The sequence below is a fragment of the Sulfitobacter sp. G21635-S1 genome (assembly GCF_027213915.1).
Lineage (GTDB): Bacteria > Pseudomonadota > Alphaproteobacteria > Rhodobacterales > Rhodobacteraceae > Sulfitobacter.
Genome location: NZ_JAPWGV010000002.1, coordinates 1 through 17,244, shown reverse-complemented (window position 1 = coordinate 17,244; position 17,244 = coordinate 1). Strand labels below are relative to the sequence as shown.

General features: G+C 63.5%; 18 protein-coding genes and 1 riboswitch. Of the genes, 14 read left to right on the top strand and 4 right to left on the bottom strand.

What is annotated here, in order from left to right; translation table 11 throughout:
- Both fabB and fabA read right to left on the bottom strand, forming a co-directional pair.
- The gene (fabB, locus tag O4H53_RS02305) at positions 1-1,230 is read right to left on the bottom strand and encodes a beta-ketoacyl-ACP synthase I (protein ID WP_269361087.1); all 1,230 of its coding nucleotides are present in this window, start codon (positions 1,228-1,230) and stop codon (positions 1-3) included.
- Between the two features lie 184 nt (positions 1,231-1,414).
- Positions 1,415-1,924 (bottom strand): bifunctional 3-hydroxydecanoyl-ACP dehydratase/trans-2-decenoyl-ACP isomerase, encoded by a 510-nt coding sequence (gene fabA, locus O4H53_RS02300; RefSeq protein ID WP_067287173.1) that lies wholly within the window; start codon positions 1,922-1,924, stop codon positions 1,415-1,417.
- Positions 1,925-2,085: 161 nt separating this feature from the next.
- On the opposite strand from fabA, the gene irrA reads away from it, so the two are divergent.
- Together irrA and O4H53_RS02290 are read left to right on the top strand one after the other, a co-directional pair.
- Positions 2,086-2,505 (top strand): iron response transcriptional regulator IrrA, encoded by a 420-nt coding sequence (irrA, locus tag O4H53_RS02295; protein ID WP_269361085.1) that lies wholly within the window; start codon positions 2,086-2,088, stop codon positions 2,503-2,505.
- Positions 2,506-2,527: 22 nt separating this feature from the next.
- The gene (locus O4H53_RS02290) at positions 2,528-3,322 is read left to right on the top strand and encodes a phytanoyl-CoA dioxygenase family protein (RefSeq protein ID WP_269361083.1); all 795 of its coding nucleotides are present in this window, start codon (positions 2,528-2,530) and stop codon (positions 3,320-3,322) included.
- A gap of 433 nt (positions 3,323-3,755) precedes the next feature.
- On the opposite strand, the gene O4H53_RS02285 is transcribed toward O4H53_RS02290, so the two are convergent.
- Positions 3,756-4,625: a hypothetical protein gene (locus tag O4H53_RS02285; protein WP_269361081.1), complete on the bottom strand. Its 870-nt coding sequence runs from the start codon at positions 4,623-4,625 to the stop codon at positions 3,756-3,758.
- Between the two features lie 109 nt (positions 4,626-4,734).
- Between O4H53_RS02285 and miaB the strand changes: the two genes are divergently transcribed.
- Positions 4,735-6,033, top strand: coding sequence for a tRNA (N6-isopentenyl adenosine(37)-C2)-methylthiotransferase MiaB (gene miaB / locus O4H53_RS02280; protein WP_269361079.1), 1,299 nt, complete (start codon positions 4,735-4,737; stop codon positions 6,031-6,033).
- 43 nt (positions 6,034-6,076) lie between these two features.
- Here the strand turns inward: miaB and O4H53_RS02275 are convergent, their stop codons facing one another.
- Entirely contained in the window at positions 6,077-6,427 is a 351-nt protein-coding gene (locus tag O4H53_RS02275) for a hypothetical protein (RefSeq protein WP_114275351.1), read from the bottom strand.
- A gap of 632 nt (positions 6,428-7,059) precedes the next feature.
- On the opposite strand from O4H53_RS02275, the gene O4H53_RS02270 reads away from it, so the two are divergent.
- The 11 genes from O4H53_RS02270 (at position 7,060) to O4H53_RS02220 (ending at position 17,099) form a co-directional block, all read left to right on the top strand.
- Positions 7,060-7,635 (top strand): OmpA family protein, encoded by a 576-nt coding sequence (locus O4H53_RS02270; RefSeq protein ID WP_443069508.1) that lies wholly within the window; start codon positions 7,060-7,062, stop codon positions 7,633-7,635.
- A 12-nt stretch (positions 7,636-7,647) separates the two neighbouring features.
- A complete protein-coding gene (locus O4H53_RS02265) occupies positions 7,648-7,971 on the top strand; it encodes a hypothetical protein (RefSeq protein ID WP_269361076.1) in 324 nt (107 codons plus the stop codon).
- A gap of 118 nt (positions 7,972-8,089) precedes the next feature.
- Positions 8,090-9,100, top strand: a complete 1,011-nt coding sequence (locus O4H53_RS02260; RefSeq protein ID WP_114275349.1) for a PhoH family protein — start codon at positions 8,090-8,092, stop codon at positions 9,098-9,100.
- A 57-nt stretch (positions 9,101-9,157) separates the two neighbouring features.
- On the top strand, positions 9,158-9,661 hold the full coding sequence (ybeY, locus tag O4H53_RS02255) for an rRNA maturation RNase YbeY (RefSeq protein ID WP_269361072.1): 504 nt from the start codon (positions 9,158-9,160) through the stop codon (positions 9,659-9,661).
- 34 nt (positions 9,662-9,695) lie between these two features.
- Entirely contained in the window at positions 9,696-10,595 is a 900-nt protein-coding gene (locus O4H53_RS02250) for a hemolysin family protein (protein WP_269361071.1), read from the top strand.
- Positions 10,592-12,094: an apolipoprotein N-acyltransferase gene (gene lnt / locus O4H53_RS02245; RefSeq protein WP_269361070.1), complete on the top strand. Its 1,503-nt coding sequence runs from the start codon at positions 10,592-10,594 to the stop codon at positions 12,092-12,094. Before O4H53_RS02250 ends, lnt begins: the two co-directional genes overlap by 4 nt.
- A gap of 90 nt (positions 12,095-12,184) precedes the next feature.
- Positions 12,185-12,235: riboswitch (SAM-SAH riboswitch) on the top strand.
- A 4-nt stretch (positions 12,236-12,239) separates the two neighbouring features.
- Positions 12,240-13,421, top strand: coding sequence for a methionine adenosyltransferase (metK, locus tag O4H53_RS02240; RefSeq protein ID WP_269361069.1), 1,182 nt, complete (start codon positions 12,240-12,242; stop codon positions 13,419-13,421).
- 178 nt (positions 13,422-13,599) lie between these two features.
- Positions 13,600-14,301, top strand: a complete 702-nt coding sequence (gene trmB, locus O4H53_RS02235) for a tRNA (guanosine(46)-N7)-methyltransferase TrmB (protein ID WP_269361068.1) — start codon at positions 13,600-13,602, stop codon at positions 14,299-14,301.
- Between the two features lie 171 nt (positions 14,302-14,472).
- A complete protein-coding gene (gene aroA, locus O4H53_RS02230; RefSeq protein WP_269361067.1) occupies positions 14,473-15,825 on the top strand; it encodes a 3-phosphoshikimate 1-carboxyvinyltransferase in 1,353 nt (450 codons plus the stop codon).
- The gene (locus O4H53_RS02225; protein WP_269361066.1) at positions 15,822-16,448 is read left to right on the top strand and encodes a (d)CMP kinase; all 627 of its coding nucleotides are present in this window, start codon (positions 15,822-15,824) and stop codon (positions 16,446-16,448) included. The genes aroA and O4H53_RS02225 overlap by 4 nt, the downstream gene beginning before the upstream one ends.
- A gap of 81 nt (positions 16,449-16,529) precedes the next feature.
- Complete coding sequence (locus tag O4H53_RS02220; protein WP_269361064.1) at positions 16,530-17,099, top strand: hypothetical protein; 570 nt, start codon at positions 16,530-16,532, stop codon at positions 17,097-17,099.
- Positions 17,100-17,244: the final 145 nt, after the last annotated feature.

Here is a 17,244-nt window from a genome sequence, read left to right as displayed (position 1 = left end):
CTATCCCTGAAACTTCGACAGGATCATCGACCCGTTGGTGCCGCCAAACCCGAAGGAGTTGGTCATGACCGAATCCAGACCTGCATTATCCACCCGCCTGGTCGCGATTTCGGCAGGGTCCAGCGCGGGGTCCAGCGATTCGACGTTGATCGACGGGGTGATGAAATCATGTTCCAGCATCAGCAGGCAGAAGATCGCCTCCATCGCGCCGGCAGAGCCTTGTCCGTGGCCGGTCATCGACTTGGTGGAGCTGACCGGCGGGGTCTTGCCCTGGCCAAAGACGCGGCGCACGGCTTCGATCTCGCCCACATCGCCGACGGGGGTCGAGGTGCCATGGGCATTGATATAGCTGACCTTGCGGCCTTCGGGCAGGGTGGCCAGCGCCAGTTCCATGGCGCGCTGGCCGCCTTCGCCGGAGGGCGCGACCATGTCATGCCCGTCCGAGGTGGCGGCAAAGCCGGTGACCTCGGCGTAGATCTTCGCGCCGCGGGCTTTCGCGTGCTCCAGGTCTTCCAGCACCACGATGCCGCCGCCGCCGGTGATCACGAAACCGTCGCGGTTGGCGTCAAAGGCGCGGGAGGCCTTTTCGGGCGTGTCGTTGTACTTGCTGCTCATGGCGCCCATGGCGTCAAACAGGCAGGACAGGGTCCAGTCCAGCTCTTCGCCGCCACCGGCGAACATCACGTCCTGTTTGCCCATCATGATCTGCTCTGCCGCCGATCCGATGCAATGCAGCGAGGTGGAACAGGCCGAGGTGATGGAATAGTTGATGCCCTTGATCTTGTAGGCGGTGCTGAGGTTCGCGCTGATCGTCGAGGACATGCATTTGGGCACGGCAAACGGGCCGATGCGCTTGGTCGCGCCGGTATCCCGGACCACGTTGTGCGCGGTGAGCATGGCCGAGGTCGAGGGCCCGCCGGAGCCCGCGATCAGACCGGTGCGGGGGTTGCTGATGGTGGCTTCATCCAGGCCCGCGTCGGCAATCGCCTGGCCCATGGCGATATGGGCATAGGCCGCACCCGGCCCCATGAAGCGCAGGGTGCGTTTGTCGATGTGGTCGGTCACGTCGATCTTGAGCGTCCCGGCGATGCGGCTGCGAAAGCCGTGTTCGGCCATTTCCTCGCTTGCAACGATCCCCGATGTGCCCGCCTTGAGAGCGGCAAGCACTTCTTCGGCGTTGTTTCCGATGGATGAGACGATCCCCAAACCTGTGACGACGACGCGGCGCATGGGCGCACTCCTTTGATGGTCTTTGTTCTGTTTAGGACAGGTCTGTCGTGACACGCAACCGGATTGGGCGGGCCGGATGTGATCGCGGGCGCGCGCCCGGCGCCTTCCCTGGCCCTTTGCCGCGTGCCGGTATTTCCTGTCATCCCCGCCGCACAGGCGGCAGGGGGCAGGGCGGCGGCGCGGCTCAGCTTTCGCTCAGCGCGACCTTCATGTCCTTGACTTCATAGATCACTTCGCCGTCGGCCTCGACGATGCCGTCGGCCACGCCCATGGTCAGGCGGCGGGTCTGGATCGCTTTGGTGAAGTCGATCTTGTAGGTCAGCATCTTGCGGTCGGGGCGCACCATGCCCTTGAGCTTGACCTCACCCACACCCAGCGCATAGCCGCGCCCCTGCCAGCCGCGCCAGCCCAGGTTGAAGCCGGTCAGCTGCCACAGGCCGTCAAGGCCCAGACAGCCCGGCATGATCGGGTTGCCGGGAAAATGGCACTCGAAGAACCAAAGATCCGGGGTGATGTCGAATTCGGCCGTGATATGGCCCTTGCCATGGGCACCGCCATCGCCGGAAACATCGGTAATCCGGTCCATCATCAGCATCGGCGGCGCGGGCAATTGCGCATTGCCGGGGCCGAACAATTCTCCGGCGGCGCATTTCAGCAGTGCGTCCTTGTCGAAACTCGTGGGGTAGTCGGCCATGCGGCGGCTCTCCTGCTCGGGTCATTCCAGTCTGTCCCGTCTAGCATTGCGATATTGCGCGCCGCAAGGGTCCCGAGCCTATTGCCCGATTTCCGAATATCAATTGAAAATCCCGCCCGAAGTGCTTAGTACAGAAGGAGGAACAGACAATTGGGGCCGGGATGGCGCAGACACATCAGGACAATGGAACAAGATGGCTGGAGCAGGCGGGCGTGCGCCCGACGCGTCAGCGTGCCATACTTGCGCGTCTGCTGGTGGGGGACGGCAAGCACCGCCATGTCACCGCCGAAAGCCTGTTCGAGGCGGCCAAGGGGCAGGGCGATGCGGTATCGCTTGCCACTGTCTACAATACGCTGCGCGCCTTTTGCGAAGCGGGGCTTTTGCAGGAAGTCACCGTTGACGGGTCCAAAAGCTATTTCGACACCAACACCCATGACCACCCGCATTTCTACTGGGAAGATGATGGCAAGCTGACCGACGCGCCCTCGGATCAGCTGATCATCTCGAACCTGCCGGATGCCCCCGAAGGGGCCGAGATTGCCTCCGTCGATGTGGTGATCCGCCTGCGGCGCAAGGCCTGACCGCGTTCAGGGTTATCTGGCCATGACCCATCCGCTGCTTTCCGAAGATCTGATCGAGACCTATCAGCGCGACGGTGTCGTGCTGATCAAGGGGTTGTTTGCAGATCATGTGGACACCCTGCGCGCCGGCGTCGAACGCAATATGGCCGAGCCCGGACCCTATGCGTCGAACAATGACAAACCGGGCGAGACCGGGCGTTTCTTTGACGATTATTGCAACTGGCAGCGCATTCCCGAATTCGAGGATGTGATCCGCGGCTCCGACGCGGCCCGGGTGGCGGCGGAGCTGATGCAAAGCGCCACGGCGCAGGTGTTCCACGATCATGTTCTGGTCAAGGAACCCGGCACCTCCATGGCCACGCCCTGGCATCAGGACGGGCCGTATTACTTTGTCGAAGGGCAGCAGACGGTCAGCTTCTGGTCACCGCTTGATCCGGTGCGCGAGGCATCGCTGCGCTGCGTCGCAGGGTCGCACCTGTGGGAAAAGCCGGTGCTGCCGACCCGCTGGGTCAAGGGGGATGCGTTTTTTGACCCCGAACCCTATATGCCCGTGCCGGACCCTGATGCCGAAGGCATGGATATCCGCGAATGGGAGATGGCGCCGGGCGATGCCGTGGCCTTCAATTATGGCATCTTGCATGGGGCGCGGGGCAACACCAGCGCGGCGCGCAGGCGGGCGTTTTCGCTGCGGCTGGTGGGAGACGATGCGCGCTATGTGGAACGGCCCGGCCCGACTTCGCCGCCGTTTCCAGGGCATGACATGGTGCCGGGGCAAAAACTGCGCGAAGACTGGTTCCCGGTGCTTTGGGGGGCGTGACAAAGGTTTGTTCTGGCACTCTGATCCGGTCAGGAATTTGACCGTGATGCGCGGTGCTGATTTTCGTGAGCGATGCGGCAAATTGCGGGTTTGAGCCCTTTCTTCTAGGCCCTCGCGCGGAATCAAGGCCGCAGGCCGCCGCGCATCATGCCAGAGGCATGTCTCCGACATGACGGGCCGTCCCCTGGCACGGCGATTTGGCTGCTGTCATGTTCCACGGATAGCTTGGAAGTGCTTGGCTGCCATAAAGTGCCAGTCACGACGGTCGGATCGCCGCACCACGGCCCGTCAATGCGCGGCTTGGCTTTTCGTTGCGAACGGCAGCAATGTCCGCTCAGCGGCCCTTGCTCCAAGTCGCGGTCAAGGTCAGCTTTGCGACGCTTGTGGCGAAATTTTCATGCCACGATGCTTGCCGGAAACACATCGCATCTCCTCAGAACCACTGCCCCGGTTCCATCAGACCCAGGTCAAGCAGCTGACGCGAGTGCCATTCGAACGGGGCCGAGTTGTGCCATTTGAAGGTCTCGATCTCGAACTTGCTGCCGGGATTGCTTTTCAGTGCCTTGGCAGTGCGGAACGAACAGATGGCCGCCGTGATGTTGTGATGCCAGGGGCAGGCATAGGTATTGTATTCTTCATCGTTGAAAGTGTGGTCCCAGCGCAGGCGCAGCCCCTTTTTGGCCCGGAACAGCGCGATGCGGTCGATCTTGCGGCGCACGGCGGGCACATGTTCCTCATAGCGCCAGCGCAGACCGCCAAAGAAATCAAGCTGCCGTTCCTTGGGGTGGCCGTGGTTGTCCTCATCCGGGCGGGCCAGGGCGTAATAGCCCGAGCGGTCCATATGCGCCTGATCCAGCGATACGGCGTCCGGGTATTGCTTCAGGTCTTCGGCATATAGATCGACGACATAGGTCAGCATCGCATCGCGGCGTTCCTCGCTGTGGAACGCCAGCATCTCGATCACATTGCGGGTCTCGCAAAAGGGGTGGAACAGGTATTCGGCGTTGAAACAATAATACAGCCATTGGCCCGGCACCGCGTCGATGACGGTGTTCACGGCGGTTTCCATCGCGCCTTCCAGGCTCATGTTGTAATCCACCCGCAGCACGGTGTCCTGCAGGTCGCGGGGCAGATCGAAGCTCTCGGGCATCAGGGCGACGACGCTGGGAAACCCGGCCTGCTGGTGGTGGCGCAGGGTCGTGGCCACCTCCACATCGTCTTCGACCATGATCAGCGCCACCGGCCCCTTGGCCAGTTTCGCGGTATTGTCTTTGATCATGGCGGTCAGGCCGGGGTACTGCATATCTGCGCTCTGGATGGTTTTATGCGGCAGAATCGGTTAATTCCCGGTGCATTGCAAGCCTTGCCGCGCCCTGTTAGACGGCAATCTCCCCCGCATCAGGACCGGACCGATGACCAAGAAGCTCTTTATCAAGACCTACGGCTGTCAGATGAATGTCTATGACAGCGAACGCATGGCCGAGGCGCTGGGCGGGCAGGGCTATGTGGAGACGAAGACGCCCGAAGATGCGGATATGATCCTGCTGAACACTTGCCACATCCGTGAAAAGGCAGCGGAAAAGGTCTATTCGGAACTGGGGCGCCTGAAGCCGCTGAAGGATCTGAACCCGGATCTGAAGATCGGCGTGGCGGGCTGTGTCGCCCAGGCCGAGGGCGAAGAGATCATGCGCCGCCAGCCGGCCGTTGACCTGGTTGTCGGCCCGCAGACCTATCACCGCCTGCCCGAGATGGAGGCGCGGGTGCGCGCGGGCAAACCGGCGCTCGACACCGATTTCCCGGCGGAGGACAAATTCGACCACCTGAAGGGCCGCCCCAAGGCGCGGCGCGCACCGGCGGCTTTCCTGACGGTGCAGGAAGGCTGTGACAAGTTCTGCGCCTTCTGCGTGGTGCCCTATACCCGCGGCGCCGAAGTCTCGCGCCCCGCGACCCGGGTGCTGGAAGAGGCCCGCGACCTGGTGGAGCGGGGCGTGCGCGAGGTGACCCTGCTGGGCCAGAATGTGAACGCCTACCACGGCGGCATGACCCTGGCGGGGCTGATCCGAGAACTGGCCTGCATCGACGGGCTGGAACGTATCCGCTACACCACCAGCCATCCCAACGACATGGGCGACGACCTGATCGCGGCGCATGGTGAAGTGGACAAGCTGATGCCCTATCTGCATCTGCCGGTGCAATCGGGCAGTGACCGCATCCTCAAACGGATGAACCGCAGCCACACGGCGGAAAGCTATCTGCGGCTGATCGAACGCATCCGCGAAGCGCGGCCCGACATTGTGCTGTCAGGCGATTTCATCGTGGGCTTCCCCGAAGAAACCGACGCCGATTTCGAGGCGACGATGGAGCTGGTCCGGCAGGTCCGCTACGGCTATGCCTATTCATTCAAATATTCGTCGCGCCCCGGCACCCCGGCGGCAGAGCGTCCGGGCGTGGACCCGGCGGTGGCGGACGAAAGGCTGCAACGGCTGCAGGCGCTGATCACCACGCATCAGCGTGACATTCAGGAAAGCATGGTCGGGCGCGAGCTGGATGTGCTGATCGAGAAACCGGGGCGCAACCCCGGCCAGATGATCGGCAAATCGCAATACCTGCATTCCGTCCATGTTCAGGATGGCTCTGCCGGGGTGGGCGAGATTGCGCGCGTCAGGGTGCTGGACGCCAAGACGAATTCGCTCGGCGGCGTCCAGATCTGAGCCCGTAGAGCCTGACCCGAAGGTCAGGCCCCGGGTTCAATTTTCAGTAATTGTGGCGGCGGTGCGAACCGGGATCGGCCCAGATCCGCTCCATCGTGGCTTTCAGCGCACCGGGGCGCCCCACAAGGTTCGGGTCGCGGCAGATCCGCGTGGCGATGGCATCGGCTGTCGAATAATCGTAGCCGACAGAGACCAGCGTATCGACGAAGACGGCGTTCGGGCGGTCCCAGATCACCTCTTGCCAGGGGCCGCGCCAGCAGCTGACCACGATGCGGTTGCCGGATGGCCCGTAATCGCCGTAGTGATAGCTGTAGGTCGTGTGTCTCTTGTGGTCCGCAGCGGCCGGTACGGCCATGGCGGCCACGGCGGCGGCCAGTACAATTTTCTTGATCATTTCCCACACCCCGGTGTTAAGGCCGATACGCTCGGCATTGCAGCCCGTTTTGGTCGAATGTGATGACGCCAGTTAGCAGCCTGGCCGTCGCGACATGAACGGAATGGAACAACGATTAAGGCAGAACTGGGGCATTTCAAGCTAATTCTTCAAGGAAATCGGGCGCAAAGTGGACAATCCTGATGTGACTACGGGTATTGTGCCGGGGTCGTGATCAATAGTGTGGGGGCACTACTCCAACTTGTATTTATCGGGAAATTGCACGTCACCACTTTGCCCTAAATCTGCCCGGAGAAACACGAAATAGCACCGACCACGCCGACGCTGCCGGACAGGGTGAATCGCGCCAAGGCGGCACATTGCACTGGCGAGATTCGTTTTGCGGCAAGGCTGTCTTGCGATTGCGCCATTCTGTCACCGATCCGGCACCGCAAAGCTAGTTTAACCCGCGCAATTCAAGTCATTCGTGAAAGAAAACCGCTATTTCATTGATTGCGCGGCACAAACAGGGCGGAAATCTGTGATACATGCTTCACAGCTTGGCAAAATTTACCTAACCTTGCCGAATATGCGGGGCTGTTCCGAACCTGGGACGGACGGCCCTATCGTGGGGGAATAAAAAGGAAAATGCTGTGGTGAATATTATCTCCAAAGCGATCCGCACCGTGGCGAGCCTGTCGCTGGTGGCGGCAATCGCCTTGCAAGCGTCAGCTGCCGACGCGCAGACACGGTCGCAATCGGGACGCGACAAAGGGGTTTATGTCCCGACCATCTGGGTTGATCCCGATGGCTGTGAACATTGGGTGATGGATGACGGTGCCGAAGGGTACATGTCGCCGCATGTCAGCCGTCAGGGTATTCCGGTCTGCCACCGGGGCAACGTCTGCGGCGTGATGGAGACTGACCAGTTCTTTGCCACAGACAGCTATCGCATTCACAGCGCGGGCCGCGCACGGTTGCTGAACTTCTTCCAGACCACCGGTGCCGTCAGCTATATCATCACCGGACATACCGACAGCCGCGCTTCGGATGCCTATAACATGCGTCTGAGCTACAACCGTGCCAATGCGGTTGCTGCAATCGCATCCCAGGCCGGGGCACGGATTGCGGATGTGCGCGGCTATGGCGAGCGTCTGCCTGCGGCACCCAACAACACCGCCGCAGGCATGGCCAAGAACCGCCGCGTCGAAATCATCTGCATTCGCTAAGGGGACAGTCACGTGATCAAAACTAAAATTATTATGGTGACCGCCTGTGCCTTTGGCCTGTCAGCCTGCGCCGATTACGAAGGTGGCCTGGGCCGCGGCTATCCGTCGGATAAATCCGTGGACCGGGGCATCGACAAGAAACACCTGAGCCAGCTTCAGGCAGGCATCTGGGTCGACCCGAACGGATGTGACCACTGGATCATCGACGATGGTGTCGAAGGATACCTGTCACAGCGTCTGGACAAATATGGCAAGCCGGTCTGTTCCGGCGTCGCACCGCCCAACCATACCGTGGGTGACTTCAAAGGTGGCTCCAAAATCTGGGACCCGAACTGATTTGACCTCAATTGTCGCAATATCGGGGCCGGCGTGTTGCACACGCCGGCCCTTTTTCTATGCTTGCATTAAACGACTCCCCTAAGTTCAGCTTCATGACCCAACCAAGGAGCATCCCTTGACCCCAAGCGACCTGACCACAGCGCCGGATATCCCGGTGGACCGTGTGCTTGAATTTCCCGACAACCGCCTGCTGATCGACCTCTGCGGTGCCTATGACGCGCATCTTGCTGCCATCGAAAAGGCGCTGGAGGTGCAGATCGTCCGCCGGGGCAATCACCTGAGCGTGCTGGGGGAGGCCGATGCGGCCGACCGCGCCGCCAGCCTGCTGAACGCGCTTTATGCCCGGCTCGAAGGCGGGCGTTCGGTGGAACCTGCGGACATCGACAGCGCGCTGCGCATGGGCGGGTCCGATGCGGGCACCGGGGTGCGGCAGGGTGACCAGATCGAAATGCAGATCGGCGAAACGGTCGAGATCCAGACCCGCAAGAAACGGGTCGAGCCGCGCACGGCGGCGCAGAAGGCCTATGTCAAATCTCTGTTCGACAATGAACTGGCCTTTGGCATCGGTCCGGCAGGCACCGGCAAGACCTACCTGGCCGTCGCGGTGGGCGTCAGCATGTTCATCGGCGGACATGTGGACCGCATCATCCTGTCGCGCCCGGCGGTAGAGGCCGGCGAGAAACTGGGCTATCTGCCCGGCGACATGAAGGACAAGGTCGACCCCTACATGCAGCCGCTTTATGACGCGCTGAACGATTTCCTGCCGGGCAAGCAGCTGGCCAAACTGCTGGAGGAAAAGCGGATCGAGATCGCGCCGCTGGCCTTCATGCGCGGGCGGACGCTGTCGAATGCCTTTGTGGTGCTGGACGAGGCGCAGAACGCCACCTCGATGCAGATGAAGATGTTCCTGACACGCCTCGGCGAAGGGTCGCGCATGGTGATCACCGGCGACCGCACCCAGATCGACCTGCCGCGCGGTGTCGCCTCGGGGCTGGCGGATGCGGAACGGCTGCTCAAGACCATTCCCAAGATCAGCTTCAACTATTTCACCTCGAAGGACGTGGTGCGCCATCCGCTGGTCGCCGCCATCATCGAAGCCTACGAGGCGGATACAGGCACCGGGTGATGCAACGGGATCGGGGCAATTTCCTGACCGGCACTGTCGGGCACCGGGCGGTGCGCCGTGGATGACCTGTCGATCGTGATCGAGGATCCGCGCTGGGAGGCACTGGGGCTGGCGGGGCTTGCCGAAGCGGCAATCCGCGCCACGCTGACCGAACTGGCGCTGGAGCCTGACAATTGCGAAGTCACGCTGCTGGCCTGTGACGATGCGCGTATCGCAGTGCTGAACGGGGATTTCCGCGCCAAGCCGACCCCCACAAACGTGCTGAGCTGGCCTGCGGAGGAGCGCGCGGCCGACCAGCCCGGCGGCAATCCGCAGGCGCTGGAACCCGGCCTTGACGGGCTGTGCGAACTGGGCGACATCGCGATCAGTTTTGACACCTGCACACGCGAGGCGCATGCCGCCGGAAAGCCGGTCTCCGACCATGTCACGCATCTGGTGGTTCACGGAGTGTTGCATCTGCTCGGCTATGATCACGAAACCGACGCCGATGCGGCCCTCATGGAGGGGCTGGAAGTCAAAATACTTGGCAAAATGGGTCTGAATGACCCATATAGGAACTGAAGGGGCATTTGCCCGCATACTAAGACAGGACCCAATGGGCGATACAGACGGATCTTCTAGTGCAGCGCGTAGCGCGCTGGCCGAAGACAATTTGGACGAAATCGACGACAGCAATGCCCGACAGGGCGGCTTTTTCTCTCGTGTGATCGGGGCGCTCAGCCCCTCCGATTCAGATGATGAAAGCGAACTGACGCTGCCCCCCGTGGACCGTGTCAGCGCGCGCGGCATGATGAACCTGCGGCGGATGCGGGTGGATGACGTGTCTGTCCCCACAGCCGATATCATCGCGGTGCCGGTTACCGCCACGATGGATGAGCTGGTGGAAGTGTTCAAGGAAAGCGGCCTGACCCGGCTGCCGGTCTATGACGGCACGCTCGACACCCCCGTCGGCATGGCACATCTCAAGGACCTGGCACTGCAATACGGGTTCAACGGCGAAGCCCATGATTTCGATCTGGCCGCCATGGTGCGTCCCTTGCTGTTCGTGCCGCCCAGCATGACCATCGGTGTCCTGCTGACCAAGATGCAGGCGGAACGCCGGCACATGGCGCTGGTGATCGACGAATACGGCGGTGTGGACGGTCTGGTGACCATCGAGGATCTGATCGAACAGGTCATCGGCGAGATCGAGGACGAGCACGACGTCGACGAAGGCAAATACTGGACCAAGGAAAAATCGGGCACCTATCTGGCCCTTGCCAAGACCCCGCTTGAGGATTTCGAGGCCGAGATCGGACATTCCCTGACCGACCACGACGATGTGGACAAGGAAGAGATCGACACGCTGGGCGGTCTCGTCTTCATGCTGTCGGGGCGGGTGCCTGCACGGGGCGAGGTTGTGCTGCACCCGGACGGGCCGGAGTTCGAGGTGATCGACGCCGATCCGCGCCGGATCAAACGCCTGCGCGTGCGCACCACCGGAGCCTCGGGATGACCCAGCGCCTGACGGCGTGGCAGGCATATCTTCTGGCGGCAATGTTCGGGGCAGGGGGTGCATTCGGCCAGCAACCCTATGATCTGCCGCCGCTGATGCTTTTGGGCATGATCGGCGCGGTCTGGCTGTTTCAGGGCCGCGTCACGGCCCGTCAGGCAGGCGTTACCGGCTGGGCCTTCGGGCTGGGCTATTTCATGCATGCGCTGCAATGGATCGTGTCGCCCTTCATGGTGGATGTGGCGCGCCACGGCTGGATGGCTCCCTTTGCGCTTGTCTTCATGGCGGCGGGCATGGCGCTGTTCTGGGGCGTGGCATTCTGGGGGGCGCGCCGGTTGTCGCGGGCAGGCCCCTGGGCGCTGATCCCCTGCTGGACTGCGGCGGAACTGCTGCGTGCCTATATCTTTACCGGCTTCCCCTGGGCCAGCCCGGCGCAGTCCGGCGTGGGGGTGATGGCGGGACAGGCCCTGGCCTGGATCGGGCCGCACGGGCTGAACGCGATCCTGATCGCGGTGGCGGTCTGGGCGGCCAGCGCGCTGACAGGCCCGCCGCGCGCCCTGCGCTGGCGCATCCTGCGCGAAACGGTGGTGCTGGCCACGCTGCTGGCGCTGCTGCTGCCGGTGATGCGTGGCGATGCCCCGCTCTCGGGCCATACGGTGCGGCTGGTCCAGCCCAATGCGCCGCAAAAGGAGAAATGGGACCCGGAAAAGATCCCTGTCTTCTTTCAACGGCAACTTGCCTTCACAGCCGCCCCGCCCCAGCAGACCGCGCCCGACCTCGTGCTCTGGTCGGAAACCGCGATCCCCTGGAGCCTTGAATGGGCCGGGACCGCCCTGGAGGAGATCGCCCGCGCCGGGGGCGATGCCCCGGTGGCGCTGGGGGTGCAGCGCAGCGACGGGCTGCGGTATTTCAACGCGATGATCACCCTGGACCAAAGCGGCGCGGTCACACAGACCTATGACAAACACCACCTGGTGCCCTTCGGGGAATACATGCCGCTGGGCGATCTGCTGGCCCGTTTCGGCATCTACGGGTTGGCGGCAAACCAGGGCCACGGTTATTCGGCAGGGCCGGGGGCGCGGCTGCTGGATTTCGGGCCGCTGGGTCATGCGCTGCCGCTGATCTGCTACGAGGCCGTCTTTGCCCATGACGTGAATGCCGCGCCGGAACGGCCGGATTTCCTGATCCAGATCACCAATGACGCCTGGTTCGGGCGCGGTGCCGGCCCGCGCCAGCATCTGGCCCAGGCCCGGATGCGGGCCATCGAACAGGGCCTGCCGCTCGCCCGCGTGGCCAATACCGGCATCTCCGCAATGATCGACCCCCATGGCAGGATCACCGCCAGCCTGCCGCTGAACACCGCCGGCTACATCGACGCGGCCCTGCCGACGCCGGGGGCGGTGACACCCTATGCGCGCAGCGGCGATCTGCCGCTTGCCCTGCTTGTGACCATCGCGCTGGCGTTCCTCGGCGGGCGCGCATTGCGTCGGAACCGGGCATGATTTTGCGTTTGGCGCATCACTCTTACGCCGATTTCAGGTTGAATCCCCTAAGCGATTGACGCCTCTTTGAAGGCCGGATAAGCCAACCCAATCGCGCCACAACGGCTTCCTGACGTGGCGTCTTGATTTTTATTTGGAGCACGACATGTCCCGACAGAACTATATTTTCACCTCGGAATCCGTTTCCGAGGGTCACCCTGACAAGGTCTGTGACCGCATTTCCGACGCGGTTCTCGACGCATTTCTCAGCGAAGAACCCGAGGCCCGCGTCGCGGCAGAGACCTTTGCGACGACAAACCGCGTCGTGATCGGCGGTGAGGTCGGGCTGTCCGACAAGGCAAAGCTGAGCGAATACATGGGCCGGATCGAGGATATCGCACGCGCCTGTATCAAGGACATCGGCTATGAGCAGGACAAGTTTCACCACGAGACCTGCGAAATCACCAATCTGCTGCACGAACAATCCGCGCATATCGCCCAGGGGGTGAATGCGGCCGAGAACAAGGACGAGGGTGCGGGCGACCAGGGCATCATGTTCGGTTTCGCCACCGACGAGACGCCCGAGCTGATGCCGGCACCGATCCATTATGCCCATGCGATCCTGCGTCGCCTGGCCGAGGTGCGCAAGGACGGCACCGAGCCGACCCTGCGCCCCGACGCCAAGAGCCAGCTTTCCGTGCGTTACGAAGGCGGCAAGCCGGTTGGAGTCAGTTCCATCGTTCTGTCCACCCAGCACGAATCCGAAAGCCAGTCGAGCGATGACATCCGCGCCATCGTGGAACCCTACATCCTTGAGGTTCTGCCCAAGGGCTGGGTGACCGACGACACCGTCTGGCACGTCAATCCGACCGGTGTCTTTGTGATCGGCGGCCCCGACGGGGATGCGGGCCTGACCGGCCGCAAGATCATCGTGGACACCTATGGCGGTGCCGCGCCGCACGGCGGCGGGGCCTTCTCGGGCAAGGATCCGACCAAGGTGGACCGTTCCGCCGCCTATGCGGCGCGCTACCTGGCCAAGAACGTCGTGGCCTCCGGCATGGCCAGCAAATGCACCATCCAGCTTTCCTATGCCATCGGCGTGAGCGAGCCGCTGTCGATCTATTGCGACACCCACGGCACCGGCGAGGTCGAGGATGCGGCGGTTGAAAAGGCGATTCGCAACGCGATGAGCCTGACGCCCCGCGGCATTCGCCAGCATTTGGAGCTGAACAAGCCGATCTACGCCCGTACCTCTGCCTATGGCCACTTCGGTCGTGCGCCGGAGGCCGATGGCGGCTTCAGCTGGGAACGCACCGATCTGGCAGACAAGCTCAGGGCAGCTGTCTGAGCCGCAGACCACAGGCCGCCGGGTTCATTGTGAGGAACCGGGCGGCGCGCATCCGATCAGGCGGCCCCCCCCGGGGGCCGCTTTTCGTTTCGGGGCAGCCTGAAAGCCGCGGGAGCCGGGGAGATCGCCGTGCAACGGCGGCTTGCAGCAGGCCCCGCAGGGCGCTAAAGCGCGGGGCATGAATGATCCCGTCAGACCCCGCAGGAATTTCTATGGCCGCCTCAAGGGCAAGGCCCTGAAAAAGTCGCAGAAAGCCTACCTGGATGAAGATCTGGGCGCGCTGTCGCCCGGTGCGGTGAGCTGGGAGGAAAACCCCGCGCGCGCACCGCTGGATTTGCCGGGCCTCTTCGGCGACAGGCCGGTCTGGCTTGAGATCGGATTTGGTGGCGGCGAACATCTGGTGCATCAGGCCGCGGCGAACCCCGATGTCGGGATCATCGGCTGCGAACCCTATATCAACGGGGTTGCCATGTTGCTGGGCAGGATCCGGCGCGCCGGGGTTTCGAACCTGGCGGTACATCCCGGTGACGCCCGCGATCTCTTCGATGTGCTGCCTGAGGCCTCGGTTGCGCGGGCGTTTCTGCTCTATCCCGACCCCTGGCCCAAGGCACGCCACCACCGCCGCCGCTTTGTGACCGAAGAACATCTGGTGCCGCTGGCGCGGGTGCTGAAGCCCGGGGCGATTTTCCGGGTGGCGACGGATATCGAGGATTATGTGCGCCAGACCCTGGAGGAAGTGCCGAAATTCGGCTTTGAATGGCTGGCAGAGGGTCCGGAAGACTGGCGCGCGCCCTGGGAGGACTGGCTGTCCACGCGGTACGAGCAGAAGGCCCTGCGCGAGGGCCGCAGGCCGCATTACCTGACCTTCCGCCGGACCTGATTGCGCGGGCCTGCGGCCCGCAAGCGATTTCATTGATTTGGCGCTGCCAAATCGGTGCGAGACGCTGTCTCGCGCTCTGGTATATTTTTGGAACAATGAAGGGGGCAGGCTGGCATGGACGCTGCCGGGAGGCTGGGTTAAAACCGCCCGGAAACAGGTAAGGACCTTCAGATGTCAGCCCATGGTGACCCAATTCCGATGACTTCGCAGGCCTGCGGGCCGCTGACCGGCACGGCGGAGGTGCCCGGCGACAAGTCGATTTCGCATCGATCCCTGATCCTTGGGGCGATGGCGGTGGGCGAGACCACGATCACCGGTCTGCTGGAAGGGCAGGATGTGCTGGATACGGCACGCGCCATGCGGGCCTTCGGGGCCGAGGTGACGCAGCTGGGCGGCGGCAAATGGTCGGTGCATGGTGTTGGTGTGGGCGGTTTTGCCGAGCCGGGGAATGTCATCGACTGCGGCAATTCCGGCACCGGGGTGCGGCTGATCATGGGGGCGATGGCGACCTCGCCCATCGTGGCGACGTTTACCGGGGATGCCAGTCTGAACGGCCGCCCGATGGCGCGGGTGACCGACCCGCTGGCATTGTTCGGCTGTCAGGCGGTGGGGCGCTCGGGCGGGCGGCTGCCGATGACGCTGGTCGGCGCGGTGGAACCGGTGCCGGTGCGCTACGAGGTGCCGGTGCCTTCGGCGCAGGTGAAATCGGCGGTGCTGCTGGCAGGGCTGAACGCGCCGGGGCAGACCGTGGTGATCGAGGCGGAGGCGACCCGCGATCATACCGAACGGATGCTGGCAGGCTTTGGCGCCGAGGTCACGGTGGAGGAGACGGCGCAGGGCCGGGTGATCACCCTGACTGGCCAGCCGGAGCTGAAGCCGCAGCACATCGAGGTGCCGCGCGATCCGTCTTCGGCGGCCTTTCCGGTCTGTGCGGCGCTGATCGTGCCGGGGTCGGATGTGCTGGTGCCGGGGATCGGGCTGAACCCGACGCGGGCGGGACTGTTTGCCACGCTGCGCGAGATGGGGGCCGATCTGACCTATGAGAACGAACGCGAAGAGGGGGGAGAGCCGGTGGCCGACCTGCGGGCACGTTTCTCGCCCGATCTGAAAGGCATCGCGGTGCCGCCCGAACGTGCGGCCAGCATGATCGACGAATATCCCGTGCTGTCGGTGGTTGCGGCCTTTGCCGAAGGCCGCACGGAAATGCGCGGGGTCAAGGAATTGCGGGTCAAGGAAAGCGACCGGATCGACGCCATGGCCAAGGGTCTGCGCGCCAATGGCATCGAGGTGGAGGAAGGGCCCGACTGGTGGATTGTCACGGGCCGGGGGCATGGCAAGGTGCCGGGCGGGGCGGTCTGCGCCAGCCAGCTCGATCACCGGATCGCCATGTCTTTCCTGATCCTCGGCATGGCAACGCAATCCCCGGTGCAGGTGGATGACGCAGGGCCGATCGCCACCTCCTTCCCGATCTTCGAACCGCTGATGCAGGGTCTGGGCGCGCAGATCAGCCGGAGCAACGGATGAGACTGAGCGGTTTCACGGTGGCCATCGACGGGCCCGCAGCCTCGGGCAAGGGGACGATTTCCAAGGCCGTGGCGCGGCATTTCGGTTTTGCCCATCTCGATACGGGGCTGCTCTACCGGGCGGTGGGGGCAAAGGTGCTGGACGGACAGGCCGCCCAGGCCGCGGCAGAGGCGCTTGTGCCCGGTGATCTGGAAGACGACCGCCTGCGGTCGCCCGAGGTTGCGCAGGCGGCAAGCCGGGTCGCCGCGGTGCCGGAAGTGCGCGCCGCCCTGGTCGACTTCCAGCGCAGTTTTGCCACCCGCGCAGGTGGCGCGGTGCTGGACGGGCGCGACATCGGGACAGTGATCTGCCCGGATGCGCAGGTGAAGCTCTTTGTCACCGCCCATGCGGATGTCCGTGCCCGCAGACGCTTTGCCGAGCTGCAGGGCAAGGGGATCGAGACCACCTTCGAAGAGGTCCTGGCCGATGTTCAGGCCCGCGATGCGCGCGACATGGGCCGCGCGGATGCGCCGCTGAAACCGGCCAAGGATGCGGTGCAGATCGACACATCGGAGATGGAGATCGCGGTGGCGGTCGAAGCTGCCGTTTCCCTGATCAAGGCAAAGATGGCGGGCTCTGCCTGAACAGGCCTTTCGGCGCGGCTCACTCAGAGGTGACGTGTATTTCACGCTGTTCCGGCGCAGGATGGGGCAGAGGAGATTGCCATGTTCCGCATCATTGCCCGAAGCCTTGTTGTTCTGACCCTGCTCACCTCCGGTGCCGCGCTGGCGCAGACCGCGTCGCCTGATCTGCCCGAAGCCCCGCAGGGCCAGCAGGGCGAAGCGCCGATGACATTGGCGCGGATGGCCGGGATCATCCGGGCGCTGGACCCGGACATGCGGGTGCAGGGACCTGCGATGGAATTCACCCTTGAGGATATTCCGGTGATCGTGATCACGGACGTGCGGGCCGACCGGATGCGCGCCATGGTGCCCATCGCCAGCGTGGAAGGCCTGACACAGGCGGATCTGCTGCGCCTGATGCAGGCGAATTTCGACGCGGCCCTTGATGCGCGCTATGCGGTTGCGCACGGGCGGCTCTGGGGGGTCTTCATTCATCCGCTGTCGCCGCTTGAAAAGGATCAGTTCCTGTCGGGTCTGGTCCAGACGATCACCGTGGCGCGCACCTATGGCACCGCCTATTCCGGCGGGGCGGCAATATTCGGCGGCGGCGACAGCAGCGAGATCTATCGCGGGCTGCTGGAGGAATTGCGCAAAAAGGGTCAGGAGCTTTGACCCCGGCGGGCGTATTATTCTTTGCAAATAACCGCTGTCGCGATGGTGGTCTTGTTGCGCGGGCAGGCTAGGTCGTGTTGACATTCATTGTCGCCCACCCGCGCGAGACGGATTTTGCCGCTGGCGCCCTGATGTGAGCGCAGCA

Coding starts and splice junctions, on each gene's coding strand:
- fabB (WP_269361087.1), bottom strand. CDS start 1,230: ATGCGCCGCGTCGTCGTCACAGGTTTGGGGATCGTCTCATCCATCGGA.
- fabA (WP_067287173.1), bottom strand. CDS start 1,924: ATGGCCGACTACCCCACGAGTTTCGACAAGGACGCACTGCTGAAATGC.
- irrA (WP_269361085.1), top strand. CDS start 2,086: ATGGCGCAGACACATCAGGACAATGGAACAAGATGGCTGGAGCAGGCG.
- O4H53_RS02290 (WP_269361083.1), top strand. CDS start 2,528: ATGACCCATCCGCTGCTTTCCGAAGATCTGATCGAGACCTATCAGCGC.
- O4H53_RS02285 (WP_269361081.1), bottom strand. CDS start 4,625: ATGCAGTACCCCGGCCTGACCGCCATGATCAAAGACAATACCGCGAAA.
- miaB (WP_269361079.1), top strand. CDS start 4,735: ATGACCAAGAAGCTCTTTATCAAGACCTACGGCTGTCAGATGAATGTC.
- O4H53_RS02275 (WP_114275351.1), bottom strand. CDS start 6,427: ATGATCAAGAAAATTGTACTGGCCGCCGCCGTGGCCGCCATGGCCGTA.
- O4H53_RS02250 (WP_269361071.1), top strand. CDS start 9,696: ATGGGCGATACAGACGGATCTTCTAGTGCAGCGCGTAGCGCGCTGGCC.
- lnt (WP_269361070.1), top strand. CDS start 10,592: ATGACCCAGCGCCTGACGGCGTGGCAGGCATATCTTCTGGCGGCAATG.
- metK (WP_269361069.1), top strand. CDS start 12,240: ATGTCCCGACAGAACTATATTTTCACCTCGGAATCCGTTTCCGAGGGT.
- trmB (WP_269361068.1), top strand. CDS start 13,600: ATGAATGATCCCGTCAGACCCCGCAGGAATTTCTATGGCCGCCTCAAG.
- aroA (WP_269361067.1), top strand. CDS start 14,473: ATGTCAGCCCATGGTGACCCAATTCCGATGACTTCGCAGGCCTGCGGG.
- O4H53_RS02225 (WP_269361066.1), top strand. CDS start 15,822: ATGAGACTGAGCGGTTTCACGGTGGCCATCGACGGGCCCGCAGCCTCG.
- O4H53_RS02220 (WP_269361064.1), top strand. CDS start 16,530: ATGTTCCGCATCATTGCCCGAAGCCTTGTTGTTCTGACCCTGCTCACC.